Origin of the sequence: Streptomyces sp. NPDC101165, from assembly GCF_044768135.1 — a bacterium.
Taxonomy (GTDB): domain Bacteria; phylum Actinomycetota; class Actinomycetes; order Streptomycetales; family Streptomycetaceae; genus Streptomyces.
Genome location: NZ_JBIWPG010000020.1, coordinates 1 through 18,628 on the forward strand (window position 1 = coordinate 1; position 18,628 = coordinate 18,628).

General features: G+C 70.2%; 18 protein-coding genes and 1 rRNA gene. 15 read left to right on the plus strand and 4 right to left on the minus strand.

Annotated elements, in window-relative coordinates; all coding sequences use genetic code 11:
- The 10 genes from rrf to ACIRVH_RS34685 all read left to right on the plus strand — a co-directional run.
- Positions 1-84: ribosomal RNA gene (gene rrf / locus ACIRVH_RS34640) — 5S ribosomal RNA — on the plus strand; the annotation flags it as partial.
- A gap of 71 nt (positions 85-155) precedes the next feature.
- Complete coding sequence (locus tag ACIRVH_RS34645) at positions 156-800, plus strand: HAD family hydrolase (RefSeq protein WP_403961779.1); 645 nt, start codon at positions 156-158, stop codon at positions 798-800.
- Between the two features lie 93 nt (positions 801-893).
- Positions 894-1,619, plus strand: coding sequence for a VC0807 family protein (locus ACIRVH_RS34650; protein WP_403961782.1), 726 nt, complete (start codon positions 894-896; stop codon positions 1,617-1,619).
- Between the two features lie 80 nt (positions 1,620-1,699).
- On the plus strand, positions 1,700-2,908 hold the full coding sequence (locus ACIRVH_RS34655) for an MFS transporter (RefSeq protein ID WP_403961785.1): 1,209 nt from the start codon (positions 1,700-1,702) through the stop codon (positions 2,906-2,908).
- Positions 2,859-4,031, plus strand: a complete 1,173-nt coding sequence (locus tag ACIRVH_RS34660; RefSeq protein ID WP_403962229.1) for an acetoin utilization protein AcuC — start codon at positions 2,859-2,861, stop codon at positions 4,029-4,031. The genes ACIRVH_RS34655 and ACIRVH_RS34660 overlap by 50 nt, the downstream gene beginning before the upstream one ends.
- A 155-nt stretch (positions 4,032-4,186) precedes the next feature.
- Positions 4,187-5,002, plus strand: coding sequence for a phosphatase (locus ACIRVH_RS34665; protein WP_403961789.1), 816 nt, complete (start codon positions 4,187-4,189; stop codon positions 5,000-5,002).
- A gap of 129 nt (positions 5,003-5,131) precedes the next feature.
- Positions 5,132-5,344, plus strand: a complete 213-nt coding sequence (locus tag ACIRVH_RS34670; RefSeq protein ID WP_004984898.1) for a helix-turn-helix domain-containing protein — start codon at positions 5,132-5,134, stop codon at positions 5,342-5,344.
- Between the two features lie 133 nt (positions 5,345-5,477).
- Positions 5,478-5,576 (plus strand): 30S ribosomal protein bS22, encoded by a 99-nt coding sequence (locus ACIRVH_RS34675; RefSeq protein WP_003948845.1) that lies wholly within the window; start codon positions 5,478-5,480, stop codon positions 5,574-5,576.
- A gap of 209 nt (positions 5,577-5,785) precedes the next feature.
- Complete coding sequence (locus ACIRVH_RS34680) at positions 5,786-6,847, plus strand: NAD-dependent epimerase/dehydratase family protein (protein ID WP_403961794.1); 1,062 nt, start codon at positions 5,786-5,788, stop codon at positions 6,845-6,847.
- A gap of 14 nt (positions 6,848-6,861) precedes the next feature.
- Positions 6,862-7,917, plus strand: coding sequence for a lysophospholipid acyltransferase family protein (locus ACIRVH_RS34685; RefSeq protein ID WP_403961797.1), 1,056 nt, complete (start codon positions 6,862-6,864; stop codon positions 7,915-7,917).
- Between the two features lie 67 nt (positions 7,918-7,984).
- Here ACIRVH_RS34685 and ACIRVH_RS34690 read toward each other — a convergent pair whose 3' ends face one another.
- The 3 genes from ACIRVH_RS34690 to ACIRVH_RS34700 all read right to left on the minus strand — a co-directional run bounded on the left by ACIRVH_RS34690 (position 7,985) and on the right by ACIRVH_RS34700 (position 11,597).
- Complete coding sequence (locus tag ACIRVH_RS34690) at positions 7,985-9,214, minus strand: DUF5667 domain-containing protein (RefSeq protein ID WP_403961800.1); 1,230 nt, start codon at positions 9,212-9,214, stop codon at positions 7,985-7,987.
- Positions 9,215-9,460: 246 nt separating this feature from the next.
- Entirely contained in the window at positions 9,461-10,243 is a 783-nt protein-coding gene (locus ACIRVH_RS34695) for an ECF subfamily RNA polymerase sigma factor, BldN family (RefSeq protein WP_403961803.1), read from the minus strand.
- A 415-nt stretch (positions 10,244-10,658) separates the two neighbouring features.
- Positions 10,659-11,597 carry an HAD family hydrolase gene (locus ACIRVH_RS34700; protein ID WP_403961808.1) on the minus strand — a complete coding sequence of 313 codons (939 nt, stop codon included), beginning with the start codon at positions 11,595-11,597 and terminating at the stop codon, positions 10,659-10,661.
- A 94-nt stretch (positions 11,598-11,691) separates the two neighbouring features.
- Between ACIRVH_RS34700 and ACIRVH_RS34705 the strand changes: the two genes are divergently transcribed.
- The 5 genes from ACIRVH_RS34705 (at position 11,692) to ACIRVH_RS34725 (ending at position 17,382) form a co-directional block, all read left to right on the plus strand.
- Positions 11,692-11,973, plus strand: coding sequence for a glutaredoxin family protein (locus ACIRVH_RS34705; protein WP_336113976.1), 282 nt, complete (start codon positions 11,692-11,694; stop codon positions 11,971-11,973).
- A 246-nt stretch (positions 11,974-12,219) separates the two neighbouring features.
- Entirely contained in the window at positions 12,220-12,987 is a 768-nt protein-coding gene (locus tag ACIRVH_RS34710) for a redox-sensing transcriptional repressor Rex (RefSeq protein WP_403961812.1), read from the plus strand.
- Positions 12,984-14,684 (plus strand): glutamyl-tRNA reductase, encoded by a 1,701-nt coding sequence (locus tag ACIRVH_RS34715; protein WP_403961815.1) that lies wholly within the window; start codon positions 12,984-12,986, stop codon positions 14,682-14,684. Before ACIRVH_RS34710 ends, ACIRVH_RS34715 begins: the two co-directional genes overlap by 4 nt.
- The gene (gene hemC, locus ACIRVH_RS34720) at positions 14,681-15,676 is read left to right on the plus strand and encodes a hydroxymethylbilane synthase (protein WP_403961820.1); all 996 of its coding nucleotides are present in this window, start codon (positions 14,681-14,683) and stop codon (positions 15,674-15,676) included. Before ACIRVH_RS34715 ends, hemC begins: the two co-directional genes overlap by 4 nt.
- Complete coding sequence (locus ACIRVH_RS34725; RefSeq protein WP_403961823.1) at positions 15,673-17,382, plus strand: uroporphyrinogen-III synthase; 1,710 nt, start codon at positions 15,673-15,675, stop codon at positions 17,380-17,382. Before hemC ends, ACIRVH_RS34725 begins: the two co-directional genes overlap by 4 nt.
- Positions 17,383-17,431: 49 nt before the next feature.
- Here ACIRVH_RS34725 and ACIRVH_RS34730 read toward each other — a convergent pair whose 3' ends face one another.
- Positions 17,432-18,421 (minus strand): phospholipase D-like domain-containing protein, encoded by a 990-nt coding sequence (locus ACIRVH_RS34730; RefSeq protein ID WP_403961827.1) that lies wholly within the window; start codon positions 18,419-18,421, stop codon positions 17,432-17,434.
- Positions 18,422-18,628 lie beyond the last annotated feature (207 nt).

Consider the following 18,628-nt stretch of genomic DNA (forward strand, 5'->3'; position numbering starts at 1 on the left):
TACATTCCGAACCCGGAAGCTAAGCCTCACAGCGCCGATGGTACTGCAGGGGGGACCCTGTGGGAGAGTAGGACGCCGCCGAACAAATTTTGAGAGAACCCCCGCATCTTCGGATGCGGGGGTTTTCTGCGTTCAGGGTCCTTTAGGGTCGAGGTATGCGCTATGACCTGATCATCTTCGACAACGACGGTGTTCTCGTGGACAGCGAGCCGATCTCCAACCGGCACCTGGCCGCCTATCTCACCGAGTTGGGGCACCCGACGTCGTACGAGGACTCCATCCGGGACTACATGGGGTCGGCGATGCACCGGATTCACGATCTGGTCCTGGAGCGGACCGGGCAGCGGCTGCCCGAGGACTTCGACGACGTCTTCCATGCGCGGGTGTTCGCGGCATTCGAGCGGGAGTTGAAGCCCGTGGCCGGCGTCGATGACGTGCTGGAGAAGCTGGTCGCGGACGGGGTGCCGTACTGCGTCGCCTCCTCCGGGAGCCATGAGCGGATCCGGGTGGGGCACAGGGCCACGGGACTCGACCGGTGGTTCGAGGAGGAGAGGATCTTCAGTTCGCAGGATGTGGGGCGTGGCAAGCCGGCGCCCGATCTCTTCCTGTACGCCGCCGAGCGGATGGGTGTCGCCCCGGATCGGTGTGCGGTCGTGGAGGACTCTCCGCTGGGCGTACAAGCGGCCGTGGGGGCCGGGATGGACGTGTACGGGTTCACCGCCATGACGCCGGCCGAGCGGCTCACGGGCGCGAACCAACTCTTCTCCAGCATGGGGGAGTTGGCTGACCTGCTAGTATGACCCGAGCCATCGGCTCAGCGCTGACAATTGTCATGCGGACCTCCGGACGATCGGTTCTACTGGCGGACCCCTCCCGGCGGCGAAGCTGAGGGCATGACGAAGAACACGGGGAACCAGGGCCGCAGCGACGACCGGAAGCAGAGCCCGAGCGTGCTCGACAACTTCAAGCCGTTGCTCCTGGACGTGGCGGTGCCGCTCGGCTCGTACTACCTGTTCAGGGACGGCTTCGGGATGAGCACCTTCGCGGCGCTCGCGTGGAGCAGCGTGGTGCCGGCGGTGCGAACCCTCTGGGCCCTGGCGCGGGAGCGGAAGGTGAACGGCCTGGCCGGACTCATCCTGGTCGTCAACGTCGTCTCGCTGCTGCTGAGCTTCGTCTCCGGCGACCCGCGGCTGATGCTCGCCAAGGACAGCGGGATCAGCAGCACGGTCGCCATCGGGATCCTGGTCTCCGTCCGGCTAGGGAGGCCGATGATGACGGCCGGCATGAAGCCCTTCCTGGTGAAGGGGGACCCGGCCAAGGAAGCCGCCTGGGAGCGGCTGATGGCCGGGGCGGTGGCCGGGTCCGCCGACTTCCGGCGCAAGGAGCGGACGTTCTCCGTCGTCTGGGGCCTGGCGCTGCTGGCCGAGTGCGTCGTGCGGGTCGTGGGCGCGTACACCGTCCCCGTGGACACCATGGTGTGGCTCGGTACGGTCATCATGGTCGGGACGATCGGGATCGCCGTCGTGATCAGCGGCGCCCTGGCCGTCGGGCCGATGGAGCGGATGCTGGACGCCGAGGTCGAGGCCGGCAAGGCCCCGGCGCCCGCGGTTGCCGTCTGATTCTCTGCCGGGAAAGCTGAAGGAAATTCATCTTTGGCCGGATCTACCCACAGGTAGCCCGGGGCCCTACGCTCGCCGCCATGACTGATGTGCTGCGGCGCGGCAGGGCCTCGCTGGCGTTCAGCTTCTTCGCGCAGGGCGCCACCTTCGCGCTGCTGGTGACGCGCATCCCGGCGATCCAGGACCGGTACGGCATCTCCGACGCGCTGCTGCCGGTCTTCCTGGCCGCCGTACCGATCCTCGCCGGGGTCGGCAGCGTGACGACCGAGCAGCTGGTCAAGCGCATACGGCCCAGCCGGCTGCTGCGCTGGTCCCAGCCGGTGGTGCTGCTGGCGCTGCTCGGGGTCGGGGCGGGCGATGTGCTGGCCGAGGTGGGGCTCGCCCTGGCCGCGTTCGGGCTGGCCGTGGGGGCGCTGGACGCCTCCATGAACATGCTCGGGGTGAGCCTGCAGCGCACGTACGGGCGCAGCATCATGCTGAGTTTCCATGCCGCCTACAGCCTGGGCGGGATCGTCGGGGCCTCGCTCGCCTGGGCCGGGGCGCACTGGCATCTCGCGCTGTGGGTGTCGTATCTGCCGGTGGTGGCCGTGCTGCTGCCGGCGACGCTGGTGGGGAGCCGGTGGTACGTCGACGGGGATGCGGCGCCGGTGGCGGAGGAACAGGGCGGTGGCACGGTCGTCTTCAAGCTGCTGCTGCCGCTGTGTCTGGTGATGACCTTCGCCTACATCGGGGACTCGACGGTCTCCAACTGGAGCGCGAAGTATCTGAAGGACGTGCTCGGGAGCTCGGAGCAGCTGGCGACGGTGCCGTACAACGTGTACATGGTGACCACGCTGGTGGGGCGGGCCATCGGGGACCTCGGGGTACGGCGGTTCGGAGCGGCCGCGGTCGTACGGCTCGGGGCGCTGGTGGCGGCCGGGGGGTTCGCGGTGGTGTCGGTGGCGCCGGACGCGTGGCTCGGGATGCTCGGGTTCACCCTGCTGGGGCTGGGGCTGTGTGTGCTGGTGCCACAGACGTTCGCGGCGGCGGGGCGGTTGTTCCCGGGGGCTTCGGACGCGGCGATCGCCCGGCTCAACATCTTCAACTACGTCGGGTTCCTGATCGGTTCGCCGCTCGTGGGGGCGCTCGGGGACGCCTGGAGCTACCGGGGCGCCATGCTGATCCCGATGGTGTTGGTGCTGGTGACGTTGGTGTACGCCAGGTCGTTCGCGGCTCAACCGGACCGATACGGTGGCGGGCATGAGCGGCCGCGCACAGCTGATGTGGGACGAGGCAGTAACGGGCTATGACTTCGGCCCGGACCATCCGATGGATCCGGTCCGGCTGGAGCTGACCCGGAAACTGGTGGGTGCCTTCGGGCTCGACCGGGAGCTGGAGGTCGTCGCGGCGAAGCCGGCCGGGGAGTCGACGCTGCGGCTGGTCCACCGGGAGGACTACATCCGGGCCGTGAAGGCCGCGTCGGCGGATCCGGGGTCGGCGCAGGGGGCGTACGGGCTGGGGACGATGGACGATCCCGCCTTCGCCGGTATGCACGAGGTGTCCGCGCTGATCGCGGGGCAGTCGGTGGGGGCTGCGGAGGCGGTGTGGCGGGGGGACGCGCTGCACGCCGTGAACTTCGCGGGTGGGCTGCATCATGCGATGCCCGGCGGTGCGTCGGGGTTCTGTATCTACAACGACGCGTCACTCGCGATCGCGCGGTTGCTGGAGCTGGGGGCCGAGCGGGTCGCCTATGTCGATGTCGACGTGCATCACGGGGACGGGGTGCAGGCCGCGTTCTGGGAGGATCCGCGGGTTCTGACGATCTCGCTGCACGAGCATCCCCGTACGTTGTTCCCGCAGACCGGGTGGCCGGAGGAGACCGGGGCCGGGGCGGGCGAGGGTGCCGCCGTGAACGTGGCGCTGCCGGCGGGGACCGGGGACGCGGGGTGGGTGCGGGCGTTTCACGCGGTGGTGCCGGAGCTGCTCGCGGAGTTCCGGCCGCAGGTGATCGTTTCGCAGCACGGGGCCGACACGCACTTCGAGGATCCGCTGGCGCATCTTGCCGTGTCGTTGGATGCGCAGCGGGCCGTGCAGATGGCCTGTCATGAGCTGGCGCATGAGTACGCGGACGGGAAGTGGGTCGCCCTGGGGGGTGGCGGGTACGCGGTGGTGGAGGTGGTGCCGCGCTCCTGGACGCATCTGGTGGGGATCGCCGCGGGGCGGGAGGTCGCTCCTGAGGCGGTGATTCCTGAGGGGTGGCGACAGGAAGTGTTCGCCCGGACTCGGCAGTTGGCTCCGCAGCGGATGACTGATGGGCGGTGGCCGGTGTCGTTCGCTGAGTGGTCTTCAGGGTACGACCCTGCTGATCGGGTCGATCAGGCTGTGCTGACTGCTCGGCGGGCCGTGTTTCCGCTGCGGGGTCTGCTGCCGTGAGCGCCCAGGGGGCTCCGCCCCCTGGACCCCCGTTTCCCAGCCCACCCGTCTCGGTCGGCTGAGAAGGCGCCCAAGAAGGAACCCGTTACGCCAACCGTGCGGTCTTTCCCCGTTCCCAGCGCCGTTGTACCCCCCAATGAGTCACCATCGCACCCGTGTTGACCGCCGATGCCCTCCGCGCGCATCTGCTGGCTGTCCGGATGGCCGGGGAGGTGGGCACCCCTCGGGAGGACAGTCTTCGTAGTTATCGGCTCTTCGCCGCCCGGGACCCACGGGTGTTGATCGGGATCGATCCCGAATGGGTCTGGGGGCCGGGGGAATTGCTGGCTCTGATGGCCGAGAAGTGTGGGGTCTCGGCCGATCCCCGGCATACGTCCGGGCCGGATGTGATCGATCCGGAACGGACTCTCGCCGCGTTGGACGCCTTCGCCGAGCGGATCCGGAATGTGGCGGAGCGGGGTGCGCCGGTGCTGCTCGGAACCGGGCATCCGCATCGGCTGCTCGGGTTCTACGGCGGCTTGGCGGACGCTCTGTCGGCGGCGGGGTGTGAGGTGCTCACCCCGGCGCAGGGTCGCTGTGTCGACATATTGACCCGGTTCGGTCTACGTACATACCGCCTGGACTACGTACGAGGTGTTGCCTTGGTGCGAGAACCGGAGGGCGAGCGCCCCGGTTGTGAGCCGGGCGTCCATTGTCATTCACCGCTGCCGATTCGGGTCGCCCTGGCGGCCGCGGCCGACGCCGGCGGCCCGCTGCCCGAGCTGGTGATCGGCGACCACGGCTGGGTCTGCGGGGCAGGTCAGCTGGGGTTTGAGGCTATTGGTCTTGCGGATACGGATGACCCTGCGCTCTTCGTGGGGGAGGCGGAGGGGGTCGTGTCCGTGGCCGTTCCGGTTGATGACGCTGTGCGGTCCGGTTACTACTCGCCGCTTACCCGCTACGTACTCAATCGAGCGTGTCTGTCACAGTAGGCCGCCGATGGGTGCACCTCTTCCCCACTCGCATCACCCGCCCCTACATTGGGGAGTGAGCACGCAACGACGAAGAGTCACCGGAAGGGGAAGCCGGTGGCCGTCGAGTGCGGAAGGTTCAGGTGTGTCATGGCTGCAGCTGGCGAGAGGCCTCTGAACGAGGTTCAGTTCCTTACCGTGGCGGAGGTCGCCTCGGTGATGCGAGTGTCGAAGATGACCGTGTACCGGCTGGTGCACAGCGGTCATCTGCCCGCGATCCGGGTGGGGCGGTCCTTCCGCGTCCCGGAGCAAGCGGTACACGAGTACCTTCGCGAGAGTTATGTGGGGGTGGAGACGGCCTGACGGCGCTTCCGGTAACCCCGGAAGACCCCTCGATTACGACCTCGGCGCTCGGGCGGGTAGGCTAGCCCCTCGTAGGTCGTGTGGGCCCATGGCGCCCAAACAACCGAGTGATGAGAAGTGAGCGAGGGTAGTCGTGGGCTCTGTTATCAAGAAGCGGCGCAAGCGGATGGCCAAGAAGAAGCACCGCAAGCTGCTCAAGCGCACGCGCGTTCAGCGCCGCAACAAGAAGTAAGCGGCGCCGCGAGAGCGTGTCCCTGTGGCCCCCCGTCCGTAAGGGCAGGGGGCCACAGTCATGTCCGGGGGTACTCGGTGCAGAGGGGTGCTCGGCATATTCCGATTAGGGAATTTCCGTCACCTCATGCATCGGGCGGTCATCACAGCGCAACATCGACCCGCTAGGTTGGCCGCACACGGGGTAACGCGGGAAGGAAGGCGCTGATCTTGGGAAAGGTCGTGCTCGTCACCGGAGTGGCCCGACAGCTGGGCGGCCGGTTCGTGCGGCGGATCCAGCGGGACCCCGAGGTGGATCGGGTGATCGCCGTGGACGCGGTGCCACCGGCGCACCATCTGGGTGGCGCCGACTTCATTCAGGCTGACATCAGACAGCCCACCATCGCCCGGGTGCTCGCCGAGACGGGCGCCGACACGGTCGTCCACATGGACGTGACCGGCACCGCGCTGGGCGGCGGCAGCCGGGCCACGGTCAAGGAGACCAACGTCATCGGCACCATGCAGCTGCTGGGCGCCTGTCAGAAGTCGCCCACCGTGCAGCGGCTGGTGGTGAAGTCCAGTACCAACGTGTACGGGTCCGCGCCGCGGGATCCGGCCGTGTTCACCGAGACGATGCCGCCCAAGTCGCTGCCGAGCGGCGGGTTCGCGAAGGACGCGGTGGAGGTCGAAGGGTATGTGCGCGGGTTCGCGCGGCGGCGGCCGGACGTCGCCGTGTGCGTGCTGCGCTTCGCCAACATCCTCGGGCCGACCGCGGACACCCCGCTCGCCTCGTACTTCGCGCTGCCGGTCCTGCCGACCGTGTTCGGCTACGACCCCCGGCTGCAGTTCGCGCACGAGGACGACGTCATCGAGGTGCTGCGGATCGCCTCCCACGCGCCGCGTCGGGGCACGCTGAACAGCGGCACGTTCAACATCGCCGGCGACGGCGTGCTGCTGCTCTCGCAGTGCTCGCGGCGGCTCGGGCGGCCCATCGTGCCGCTGCTGCTGCCCGCGGTCACCTGGGCCGGTTCCCTGGTGCGTACGCTGGGCATGACGGACTTCTCGCCGGAGCAGATCCGGTTGCTCACCCACGGCCGGGTGGTGGCCACGGACCAGATGCGCGAGACGCTGGGCTTCCGGCCCAAGTACACGACGGCGGAGACGTTCGCGGACTTCGCGCGCAGCCAGGGACCCGGGCTGCTGCCGCCGGAGGCCCTCGCGGGGGCCGTCGACCGGATCGCCACGCTTGCCGCGAAGGGCAGCGGGCACCTTCCGACGCAGAGCGCGAACTGAGGAGCGCAGCAACGATGGCGGACGCCAAGGTCATTCCGTTCGACGACGACCGGTCCCGTGGGAGCGCCGCCCAGCGGCCCTCGCGGCGCCGGAGCGCGGGCAGCAGGCGCGGCGCGGTCGGTGAGCCCGGGCAGGTCCGGGAGGTCCAGCCCCTGCCCACCAGGGCCGCTGAGCAGGATGATGTCTCTGTGACCGGGGAGGAACAGCCGCCTGCCGGGCCGCGGCACGACGGTGGGCTCGAACGCCGTATCGCGAGCGGCCTGGCCTTCCTGCGCCGCCGGCTCACCGGGGACTACGAGGTCGACGACTTCGGTTACGACGAGGAGCTGACCGACCAGGTCCTGATGTCGCTGCTGCGGCCGGTGTACGAGAAGTACTTCCGGGTCGAGGTGAAGGGCATCGAGAACATCCCGGCCGAGGGCGGGGCGCTGATCGTCGCCAACCACTCCGGGACGCTGCCGCTCGACGGCCTGATGATGCAGGTCGCCGTGCACGACAACCACCCGGCGGACCGCCATCTACGGCTCCTGGCGGCGGACCTGGTCTTCGTCCTCCCGGTGGTCAACGAACTCGCCCGCAAGCTGGGGCACACCCTCGCCTGCGCCGAGGACGCCGAACGGCTGCTGGGGCAGGGGGAGCTGGTCGGGGTGATGCCGGAGGGCTTCAAGGGCATCGGGAAGCCGTTCGGCGAGCGGTACAAGCTGCAGCGGTTCGGCCGGGGCGGTTTCGTCTCCACGGCGCTGCGGCAGGGCGCGCCGATCATCCCGTGCTCGATCGTCGGGGCCGAGGAGATCTACCCGATGATCGGCAACTCCAAGACGCTCGCCCGGGTGCTGGGCTTCCCGTACTTCCCGCTGACGCCGACGTTCCCGTGGCTGGGGCCGCTCGGGGCGATCCCGCTGCCGACCAAGTGGACGATCCAGTTCGGCGAGCCGATCGCGACGGACGGCTATCCGCCGGAGGCGGCCGAGGACCCGATGCTGATGTTCAACCTGACCGACCAGGTCAGGGAGCAGATCCAGCACACGCTCTACAAGTTGCTGGTGCAGCGGCGGTCGGTGTTCTTCTGAGAGGTGTACGGCAGCGGGGGCGCCCCTGCTCGGAAAGGGGCGCCCCCGCTGCTGTGTTCCGGTGCGGCTAGCTCGCGTCCTCGCCGTCGATGCCCAGGCCGGGCAGCAGGCCCGGGAGGAGCGGCGGGAGGGTGACGTCCGGCTCGGTCAGCGGCGGTTTGGTGGTGGACGGGGTGCCGCCGTCGTTGCCGATCTTCGGCGGGTCGAGCAGACCGCCCGTGTCGCCCCCGATCAGGCCGCCTCCGCTGTCGCCCGTGGCGGAGCCGCTGGGGCTGCCGGAGCCGCCCGTGTGCTTGCCGGAGGAGGGGGTGCCGCCGGAGCTGGGCGCGGTCGCGCGGTGGCTGCCGGAGGTGCCGGTGGACGCCGAGCCGGAGCCCTGTCGCGTGCCCCCGCCGGTCTGGGCGGGCGGCTCCGGGAGCAGGGACTGCAGCGGGGCGACCTCTTGGTCTATGGCGTCGAACACCGACGACACCTGCTGTTTGACGTCTCCCAGCTGTACGGGCAGCTTGTCGCTGAGCAGGCTCCAGGCCTCGCGGTGCGACCGGGAGAACGAGTCCAGGGCCTGGATGGGGCCCAGGGAACCGGGGTCGCGCTCATAGGCCGCGTGCAGCAGGCGGTGGCCTTCGGTCACGTCCTGCTGCATGCCGGACAGGGTGCGGCGGATCTCGCCGATGGACTCGTGGTCGAGGTGACCGCCGCGGCCACGCTCCATGAGCCGACGGGCCTCGCTCAGCCGGGTGGAGGCCTGGTCGAGGTAGGTCTGGCCGCGCTCGTCGTCCCCGTCGCTCATGTAGTTGAGTTTGATGTCCTCGATGCCGCGCTTGAGGCCGTACAGCGAGTCGCCGGGCAGTGCGTCGGAACTCGCGGCGGCGACCCCGCCGAAGGCTCCGGCGGCCACACCGACGCTGAGCCCGCCCGCGGCGAGCCCCTTCGTCAGCCTCGAACGCGGGCGCAGCTTGCCCAGTGGGCTCGCCCGGTGCGCCCCCCGGCTGCGGCTGCGCTGCTCGGGCACTGCCGCACCCACCGCCCCGGTCCCCTCCTGGAGCATGGCCTCCATCGCGGCCACCAGCTGGGCGCGCTGGACGACCTTGACCTCGGGATCGAGCTGCGGCCTGGGCAGCGCGCCGAGGCCCGCCGCGAGGGCCAACAACTCGCCCTGCCCGGTCCCTTCCTCGGCGGTCGGCGGCGGATCCGCCGCCGCTGCGGACTGCTCGGCCGCCGTGTCCCGGTCGGACTGCTCCTCCAGGGACTGGGCGAAGGCGTTCGCCCGCCGGTGGGCCGATACGTTCGCGATCACAGGCGGCACCTCCTCTCGTCATCACCGTCGACTCCCCAGGGGGTCCTGAGGGTTGCACGCCCAAGACGAGTTCCACACGATCGAGCGATCAGGGTCGGCCAGGACGTGACCACAGGGAGCCTGTATCCCGCACAACGAGCGGCTCGGCACTTGGGTTACGGACGGCGGATGATCGGGTCGGATTGGCAACGGGGTTTCACGGAACGTGAGTTGAACCTCGCCCACCGTTGCCCTGAGTGGCGGACGTCAGCGGGCGTCGTCCGGCAGGAGCCGGGCGAGGGTGCGCACGGCTCGGTACTGGAGGGTCTTGATGGCGCCCTCGTTCTTGCCCATCACCCGGGCGGTCTCCGCGACCGAGAGGCCCTGGAGGAAGCGGAGCGTCACGCACTCCTGCTGCTGGGGGTTGAGCCGGCGTACGGCGTCGAGGAGCGCGGCGTTGGAGAGGGACTCCAGGACGGAGTCCTCCGGGGAGCGCTCGACCTCGTTGGCGTCGAGCATCTCGCCGGTGGTGACCTCCAGGCGGAACCGGCTGGACTTGAAGTGGTCCGCCACCAGGTTCCGGGCGATCGTCACCAGCCAGGCGCCGAAGTCGCGGCCCTGCCAGGTGAAGGTGCCGATCCTGCGGAGCGCCCGCAGAAAGGTCTCACTGGTGAGGTCCTCGGCGGTCGCCTTGCCGCCCACCCGGTAGTAGATGTACCGGTACACGGTGTCGCTGTACTGGTCGTAGAGCCGTCCGAAGGCCTCGGCCTCGCCGGACTGGGCGCGCTCCACGAGGTCCATCATCCGGGCGCTGTCGCTGTCGGCGGCCGGCCGGCGGGCGGTCGTGGCGCCGGACGTGCGGCCGCGTCTGCCGACCGCCGCGCTGCCCTCGGCCAGTGCGTAGCACGGGCCTACGGGCGCTCCGGCGGTGGCGAGGGCGGGGACGGCGTACGCGGTGGGGACGACGCCGCGCAGCGTCTCTTTGACGGCCGCGACTGTTGCGCGCAGCGTAGCCAGGCCCGAGGCGTCAACCCCGACGTGTGGGTACACGGGACTCCCAGAGGCAGAGCTTCCATCACGTGCAGTACGGGACCGTTCACCCGTCGTAGCGACGGAGGGGTACCGGTTTGCGTCTGAGGAGAATAACGCTTCGTGCAGGCACTGCTACACCGAGTTGCTCAAATCATCGATTGCGTCGCTTCTGTAACCGATTGACGCCCCTTCAAGTGTCGCAGAGTGATCGGTTGTTGATCGGAAAAGGGTGGTTTTCGGCGAAGTGGGGGGCGTGTTGGGGAAAGGAGGGCATAATCCGGCGGCAGACGACACGATTCGGCATCCATGGGCACATGACAAATGGCCCGGCGTTGCGGCCGGGCAGGCGTGGGGCGCGCGACCAGCCCCCGCCGGTCCGCAGTGAAAGGACGGCCCGCAGGCCCAGGCGATTACCCGCTGATCACGTGCGGGACTACCGGCGGCGTCGGCTCAGTGCGATCGCTGCCGCGGTGCCACCGGCGACCGCTCCGACGCCCGCCGCCGCCGGAATGCCGACCTTCGCCGCCTTGCGGCCCGTGCGGTAGTCGCGCAGGCGCCAGTCCTTTTCACGGGCGTGTCTGCGCAGTTTGGTGTCGGGGTTGATCGCGTAGGGGTGGCCGACCAGGGACAGCATGGGGATGTCGTTGTGACTGTCGCTGTAGGCGGCGCAGCGGGAGAGGTCGAGGCCCTCCGCCGTGGCCAGCGCCCGTACCGCTTCCGCCTTGGCCGGGCCGTGCAGCGGTTCGCCCACCAGCTTGCCCGTGTAGACGCCGTCGACCGACTCCGCCACCGTGCCGAGCGCGCCCGTCAGGCCGAGGCGGCGGGCGATGACCTGGGCGATCTCGACGGGGGCGGCCGTGACCAGCCACACCTTCTGGCCCGCGTCCAGGTGGGCCTGGGCGAGCGCCCGGGTGCCCGGCCAGATGCGGTCGGCCATGTACTCGTCGTAGATCTCCTCGCCGATCGTCTCCAGTTCGGCGACGCGGTGGCCCTTGACGATGGAGAGAGCGGAGTCGCGGGCGTCCTGCATGTGCTCGGGGTCCTCGACGCCGGCCAGCCGGAACCAGGCCTGCTGCCAGGCGAACCTGGCCAGGTCGCGGGTCTCGAAGAACTTCCGCTTGTACAGGCCGCGTCCGAAGTGGAACAGCGCGGCGCCCTGCATCACGGTGTTGTCGAGGTCGAAGAAGGCGGCGGCCAGGTCGTCGCCGATCACCGGGAACTCCGGTTCCTGCTCGGCGGCCTGCGCGGCCTCCTGTGCTTCCTGCGCTTCCAGCGAGGACTTGCGGGCGGCCTCTGCCGAGGCCTCGCCTGCCAACACGCTCCGCGCCGTGGCGGAGCGCCTACGGGGAGTGAGCCATCCGAGAGCGGCCATGGCGTGAGCATAGCCAGTTTGTTCGGTGGTTCCGGAGTCGAGAGGTTGGAAGGGTGTGAACTCTCCGCGTCCGCGTCGTTAAAGAAGCGCGAGAATGGCCGACATGAGTCCCCTCTTCCGGCGTAAGGCCGCCCCGCAGGAGCGACTGGTCACGCTCATCCGCAAGCCCGGCTGTCACCTGTGCGACGACGCGCAGGCGGTGATCGAGAAGGTCTGCGGCGAACTCGGCGTCCCCTGGGAACAGAAGGACATCACCCAGGACCGGCAGCTCCACGACCAGTACTGGGAGCAGATCCCCGTCGTCCTCGTCGACGGCAGGCAGCACACCTTCTGGCGGGTGGACGAAGGTCGGCTCCGCAAGGAACTGACCGAGTAGTACAAGACTGCGCGGAACGTCCCTTAGGATCGACGGCGGTTTGGTCTCGGGGGCGGGATTCACGAGGAGTGTGTCGGTTTTGCCCCCAGGAAGGGCCGAGGGATGACGCGCGTGACCCCGGTCACGTTGGCCGGGCAAATCGGACACCATCTTTGTGCACGCGTTCACAAAGACATAGCCTGCTGTCGACGGGGCGGTCTGGGGACGTATGACCGCCTGCAGCCCCGCTCAACCCGCAGGAGCACCGTGGCAACTGGCCGAACACACCGACCGGCGACCCGTAGCCGAGGGATTCCCGAGGCCACCGTCGCTCGGCTTCCGCTGTACCTCCGAGCCCTGACCGCACTGTCGGAGCGCTCGGTACCCACGGTCTCCTCCGAGGAACTGGCCGCGGCGGCGGGGGTCAACTCCGCCAAGCTGCGCAAGGACTTCTCGTACCTGGGCTCCTACGGAACGCGCGGTGTCGGCTACGACGTGGAGTATCTCGTCTACCAGATCTCCCGTGAACTCGGCCTGACCCAGGACTGGCCGGTTGTCATCGTCGGTATCGGTAACCTCGGCGCCGCCCTGGCCAACTACGGCGGCTTCGCCTCCCGTGGCTTCCGGGTCGCCGCGCTGATCGACGCCGACCCGGCGATGGCCGGAAAGCCGGTAGCGGGCATCCCCGTCCAGCACACCGACGACCTCGAGAAGATCATCAAGGACAACGGGGTCTCCATCGGTGTCATCGCCACCCCGGCCGGTGCCGCCCAGCCGGTCTGCGACCGGCTCGTGGCCGCCGGGGTGACCTCCATCCTGAACTTCGCGCCGACCGTGCTGTCCGTCCCGGACGGCGTCGACGTGCGCAAGGTCGACCTCTCCATCGAGCTGCAGATCCTCGCCTTCCACGAGCAGCGCAAGGCCGGCGAGGAGACCGCCGAGGGCGGCCCGCTGCCCGCGGCCGCTCCCGCTGCCACCGACGACTCCGCCGACCAGGGGCCCGACGGGGACGTACCCGCCGTGATGCCGGCATGAGTCTCCTCGTCGTGGGTCTGAGCCACCGCAGCGCCCCGGTCAGCGTGCTGGAGCGGGCCGCGCTGAGCACGGACGCCCAGGTCAAGCTGCTCCAGGACACGGTCGCCGCCGAGCCGGCCACCGAGGCCGCGGTGCTCGCCACCTGCAACCGCATCGAGCTGTACGCCGACGTGGACAAGTTCCACGCCGGTGTCGCCGAGCTGTCCACGCTGCTCGCCCAGCACAGCGGGGTCGGCCTCGAGGAGCTGACGCCGTATCTCTACGTGCACTACGAGGACCGGGCCGTCCACCACCAGTTCTCCGTGGCCTGCGGTCTGGACTCGATGGTCGTCGGCGAGGGGCAGATCCTCGGGCAGATCAAGGACTCCCTGGCCCGCGCCCAGGAGCTGCACACCGCCGGCAAGCTGCTGAACGACCTGTTCCAGCAGTCCCTGCGGGTCGGCAAGCGGGCCCACTCCGAGACCGACATCGACCGGGCCGGCCAGTCCCTGGTCACCTTCGGCCTGGAGCAGCTGGCCGCGGGCGGGGACGTCGAGGAATGGGCCGCGGGCCGCCGGGCCCTGGTCATCGGTGCCGGGTCGATGTCGTCCCTGGCCGCCGCCACGCTCGCGCGTGCCGGAGTGGCCGAGGTCGTCGTCGCCAACCGCACCGTCGACCGCGCCGAGCGCCTCGCCCAGATCCTGACCGAGGCCGACGACACGGCGGTGACAGCCCGCGCGGTACGGATGGACGCCGTGCCGGACGAGCTGACACGTGCCGACGTCGTCGTCTCCTGCACCGGCGCCACCGGGCTGGTCCTGACGGCCGAGGCGGTCGCGCGGTCGGTCGAGGGCCGCACCGGGCAGCCCGTGGCCGACCTCGCCGACGGCGCTCGTACGACCGTGAAGGCCGCGCTGCCGGCCACCGGCGTCGGCACCGAGGAGAACTGCCCGCTGGACCTGGCCGCCGTACAGGGCGCCACCGGCTTCTCCGTGCTCGGCGAGGCCGCCGTGGCGGGCATGAACGCGGCCACCCTGGAGCAGCACGCGGCCTGGGTCGACAACGGCACCGTGGACCGGCGTGAGGCCGCCAGGCGCAGCCCCGAGGCCGACGCCGAGCTGATCACCGCGCTCGCCGCGACGGCCGCGACCGTCGGCCGTATCCCCGAGCGCCGCAAGCCGGAACCGGCCGCCGTGATCCCGCGCCCGGCCCCGGCCGTGTTCCTCCTCGACCTCGCCATGCCCCGCGACATCGACGCGGCCGTGCACCGGCTGGCCGGGGTGCGGCTGGTGGACATCGAGTCCCTGGCCGAGGCCTCCGCGGACGCACCGATGGCGGCCGACGTGGACCAGGTCCGGCGTATCGTCTCCGCCGAGGTCGCGGCCTTCGGTGCGGCCCAGCGGGCGGCGCACATCACGCCGACCGTCGTCGCGCTGCGCACCATGGCCGCCGACGTCGTCGCCGGTGAGATCGCGCGGCTCGACGGCCGCCTGCCCGACCTGGACGAACGCCAGCGCGGCGAGATCCGGCAGGCCGTGCACCGGGTCGTCGACAAGCTGCTGCACGCGCCGACCGTACGGGTCAAGCAACTCGCGGCCGAGCCCGGCGGCGCCGGGTACGCGGACGCGCTGCGTACCCTCTTCGACCTCGACCCCGAGACGGTGGCCGCCGTCTCCCGGGCCGAGGACAGCACAGACAAGAAGGACCGACCGGCATGACAGAGAAGGCACTGAGACTGGGGACGAGGCGGAGCAAGCTCGCCATGGCCCAGTCCGGGCAGGTGGCGGAAGCCGTGAGCCGGGTGACCGGCCGGCCCGTCGAGCTGGTCGAGATCACCACGTACGGCGACGTCTCCCGCGAGGCGCTCGCGCAGATCGGCGGCACCGGCGTGTTCGTCACGGCGCTGCGCGACGCGCTGCTGAAGGGCGAGGTGGACTTCGCGGTTCATTCGCTCAAGGACCTCCCGACCACACAGCCCGACGAGCTGGTCCTGGCCGCGATCCCCGAGCGCGAGGACCCGCGCGACGTGATCGTCGCCCGGGACGCGCTGAAGTTCACGGACCTCCCGCGGGGCGCCCGCATCGGTACCGGCTCCCTCCGCCGCATGGCGCAGCTGAACGCGTACGCACGCGCCCACGGCATGGACATCGAGACGGTCGCGATCCGCGGCAACGTCGACACGCGGATCGGATACGTCCGCGACGGCGAGCTGGACGCCGTCGTACTGGCCGCCGCCGGACTGCACCGGATCGGCCGGATCGACGAGGTCACCGACTTCCTGTCGGTCGACACGGTTTTGCCCGCCCCCGGCCAGGGGGCCCTGGCGATCGAGTGTGCCGCGGACAACGCGGACCTGATCGCGGCGCTCGGCGAACTCGACGACCCGTTCACACGGGTCGCAGTGACCGCCGAACGGTCACTGCTCGCCGCCCTGGAGGCCGGCTGCAGCGCCCCCGTGGGCGCGCTGGCCGACTTGCCCCCACTCTCGGCTCCGCTCGAGCGGGGGGACCCCCAGGCCGACGGGCAGATTGTCAAGGAAATGCGCCTGCGCGGCGTCGTCGGCACGACCGACGGCACCCGCATGGTGCAGCTGTCCACCACCGGTCCCGTGCCCCAGACGGATGACCAGGCGATGGCACTCGGTCGCGAACTCGCCACCGAGATGCTCGCCCAGGGCGCGGCCGGTCTGATGGGGGAGCGAGCACATTGAGCCCCACCACCCTTCCCGCCGGTCCGGAACACGGGCACGTCACCTTCCTCGGTGCCGGACCCGGGGATCCGGGACTGCTGACCCTGCGCGCAGTGGAGGCACTGTCGAACGCGGACGTCCTGATCGCCGAGCACGAGGTGCTCGACGTGATCCGGACGCACGCCCGGCAGGGCGTCTCCGTGGTGCGAACGGACGGGGATTCCTCCTCGGTGTCGCCGCCGGGCACGGGCACGCCGCAGCTCACGGTCGTTGACGGCGCGTCAACAACCGCTGCGGTCCCGTCCCCTGCCCGGGATGCCGCTCATCTTGTCATGGAGGCCGCACGGGGCGGCAGGCGGGTCGTCCGTGCGGTGTCCGGGGACCCGGGACTAGATACGTACGCGGCCGAGGAAATGCTCGCCTGCGCCGCCGCCGGTGTGCCCTTCGAGGTCGTACCGGGTGTGGCGGCCGCGGTCGGCGTGCCCGCGTACGCCGGTGTGCCGTTGCGGGACGCGCAGGGCGCGGACGTCCGGTTCGTGGACGCCCGTACCGCCTCCGACCGGTGCTGGACGGAGGTGGGTGCCTCCGACGGCACGGTGGTCGTGTCGGTGACGCTGGACGCCGTGGCCGCGGCCGCCGGCGAGCTGGTGTCGGCGGGCCGCAAGCCGGACACCCCGATGTCGGTCACGATCGCGGGTACGACGACCCGTCAGCGGACCTGGACGGCGACGCTCGGCACCATCGCGCAGACGCTGAAGCAGGCGAAGGTGCTGCCGTCGCCGGACGGTGGCCGGCCGGTGATAGCCGTGGTCGGCGAGCGTTCCGCCGCCGCCCGGCGCGACCAGCTGTCGTGGTTCGAGTCCAAGCCGCTGTTCGGCTGGAAGGTGCTCGTGCCGCGTACGAAGGAGCAGGCGGCGTCGCTCTCCGACCAGCTGCGGTCCTACGGCGCCGTGCCGCACGAGGTGCCGACCATCGCCGTCGAGCCGCCACGGACGCCCCAGCAGATGGAGCGGGCCGTGAAGGGGCTCGTCACCGGGCGGTACGAGTGGATCGCCTTCACCTCGGTGAACGCGGTCAAGGCCGTGCGGGAGAAGTTCGAGGAGTACGGGCTCGACGCTCGGGCCTTCGCGGGCATCAAGGTGGCCGCGGTGGGTGAGCAGACGGCCAAGGCGCTGGTCGACTTCGGTGTGAAGCCGGATCTGGTGCCTTCGGGTGAGCAGTCGGCCGCGGGTCTGCTGGAGGACTGGCCGCCGTACGACCCGGTCTTCGACCCGATCGACCGCGTCTTCCTGCCGCGTGCCGACATCGCCACCGAGACCCTGGTCGCCGGGCTCATCGAGCTGGGCTGGGAGGTCGACGACGTCACGGCCTACCGGACCGTGCGGGCCTCGCCGCCGCCGGCGGAGACGCGGGAGGCGATCAAGGGGGGTGGCTTCGACGCCGTTCTCTTCACGTCGTCCTCGACTGTCCGGAACCTGGTGGGTATCGCGGGCAAGCCGCACAACGTGACCGTGATCGCGTGCATCGGTCCGGCCACGGCGAAGACGGCTGAGGAGCACGGGCTGCGGGTCGATGTCATGGCCCCGGAGCCGTCCGCGCTGAAGCTGGCGGAAGCGCTGGCCGACTTCGGTCTGAAGCGGAGGGCTGCCGCCCTGGAGGCGGGGGATCCGGTGACCCGGCCGAGCGAACGGCGGCCCGGGGCGCGTAGGCGCCGTACGACGACCTGAGGTACCTGAGAAGCGCGCGGCCTGTCGCAGGCCGCGCGCTTCCCGGTTGTTACGCCGCCGTGCCTCCCGCGTAGTCGCTGTTGAACGTGGTCTCGATCGTGGAGGCCACCGGCTGGGCCACGCCTGTGCCGGTGAGGATGATGCCGAGCTCCCTGTTGTTGCTCAGGGAGTTGCTGCTGATGTTCATGGAGCCTGCTTCCACTTCCTGGGTGGAGAGGCCGTAGTCGACGACCATCGCCTTGGCGTGGATGTAGAAGCCGTTGGGGTCGGAGTAGCCGACGACCTTGCCGCCCGCCGACTTGATGGCGGAGACCTGGCCGGCATAGCTGGAGGGGTTCTCCAGGACCACGCGCACCGCCACGCCCGCCTTGGCCCGGGCGACGATGGCGTTGACCACCGTGCTGTCGCTCAGTTCGAGTTCCTCGACGTCGAGGGTCTTGGTGGCGGCGTTGATCAGCGCCACCAGGCGGCTGCGGGAGTCGGTGGGGGACCAGAGCAGGTGGTCGCCGTCCGTGGGGGTGATCGACGTTCCCGCGTAGTCCGCGTTGAAGACCTTCTCCATCGACGCCACGTCCCTCGTGTCGTCGTCGAAGACGCCGTAGTCACGGCTGGTCGTGTAGTACTGGGACGTCAGGTTCCCGGTCATGATCAGGGACTTGGTGCCGTCCACCGTGATCGTCTTCTGGTGGGTGTAGACGAAGGCGGAGGGGGACCAGACGACCCCTATGCCCGCGTTCTTCAGGGACGTGTACGCCGCGTTGTTGGCGCTCTGGTGCTGGCGGTCCAGGACGACCCGGACCGTGACGCCCTTGTTCTTCAGGGCTATGAGGTCGTTGACTGCCGTCGTGTCCTCCAGCTCGTACATGGTCATGTCGAGCGTGCTGGTGGCCGAGTTGACGAAGTCGTAGATGGTGGGCTGGCTGCCGCTCCGGGAGAAGGCGAACGCGGAGTAGCCGGCGGCATTCGCGGGGACAGCGGTGGCGACGGCGGCGGCGGCCGCGAGGGCGACGCCCGTACGGCCGAGGACCTTCCACAGCATGCGTGACTCCTGGTTGGGGAGAGGGAACTCACGGTGGGGGGAGTGGCGCGAGCATGACACCACGCGCGTAGAACGCCGGGGAGGCCTGCGGCTCCAGAGACGGCCAGGAGACCGCAAAGAATCTGTATGCCGCCGTCGGCGGACGCGGTCACGGCGCCTGCGCGCCCGCCGTACCGGACGGGCCATCCCCGGTGGTCGTGGACGGTG

Coding starts and splice junctions, on each gene's coding strand:
- ACIRVH_RS34645 (WP_403961779.1), top strand. CDS start 156: ATGCGCTATGACCTGATCATCTTCGACAACGACGGTGTTCTCGTGGAC.
- ACIRVH_RS34650 (WP_403961782.1), top strand. CDS start 894: ATGACGAAGAACACGGGGAACCAGGGCCGCAGCGACGACCGGAAGCAG.
- ACIRVH_RS34655 (WP_403961785.1), top strand. CDS start 1,700: ATGACTGATGTGCTGCGGCGCGGCAGGGCCTCGCTGGCGTTCAGCTTC.
- ACIRVH_RS34660 (WP_403962229.1), top strand. CDS start 2,859: ATGAGCGGCCGCGCACAGCTGATGTGGGACGAGGCAGTAACGGGCTAT.
- ACIRVH_RS34670 (WP_004984898.1), top strand. CDS start 5,132: ATGGCTGCAGCTGGCGAGAGGCCTCTGAACGAGGTTCAGTTCCTTACC.
- ACIRVH_RS34685 (WP_403961797.1), top strand. CDS start 6,862: ATGGCGGACGCCAAGGTCATTCCGTTCGACGACGACCGGTCCCGTGGG.
- ACIRVH_RS34700 (WP_403961808.1), bottom strand. CDS start 11,597: ATGGCCGCTCTCGGATGGCTCACTCCCCGTAGGCGCTCCGCCACGGCG.
- ACIRVH_RS34705 (WP_336113976.1), top strand. CDS start 11,692: ATGGCCGACATGAGTCCCCTCTTCCGGCGTAAGGCCGCCCCGCAGGAG.
- ACIRVH_RS34715 (WP_403961815.1), top strand. CDS start 12,984: ATGAGTCTCCTCGTCGTGGGTCTGAGCCACCGCAGCGCCCCGGTCAGC.
- hemC (WP_403961820.1), top strand. CDS start 14,681: ATGACAGAGAAGGCACTGAGACTGGGGACGAGGCGGAGCAAGCTCGCC.
- ACIRVH_RS34730 (WP_403961827.1), bottom strand. CDS start 18,421: ATGCTGTGGAAGGTCCTCGGCCGTACGGGCGTCGCCCTCGCGGCCGCC.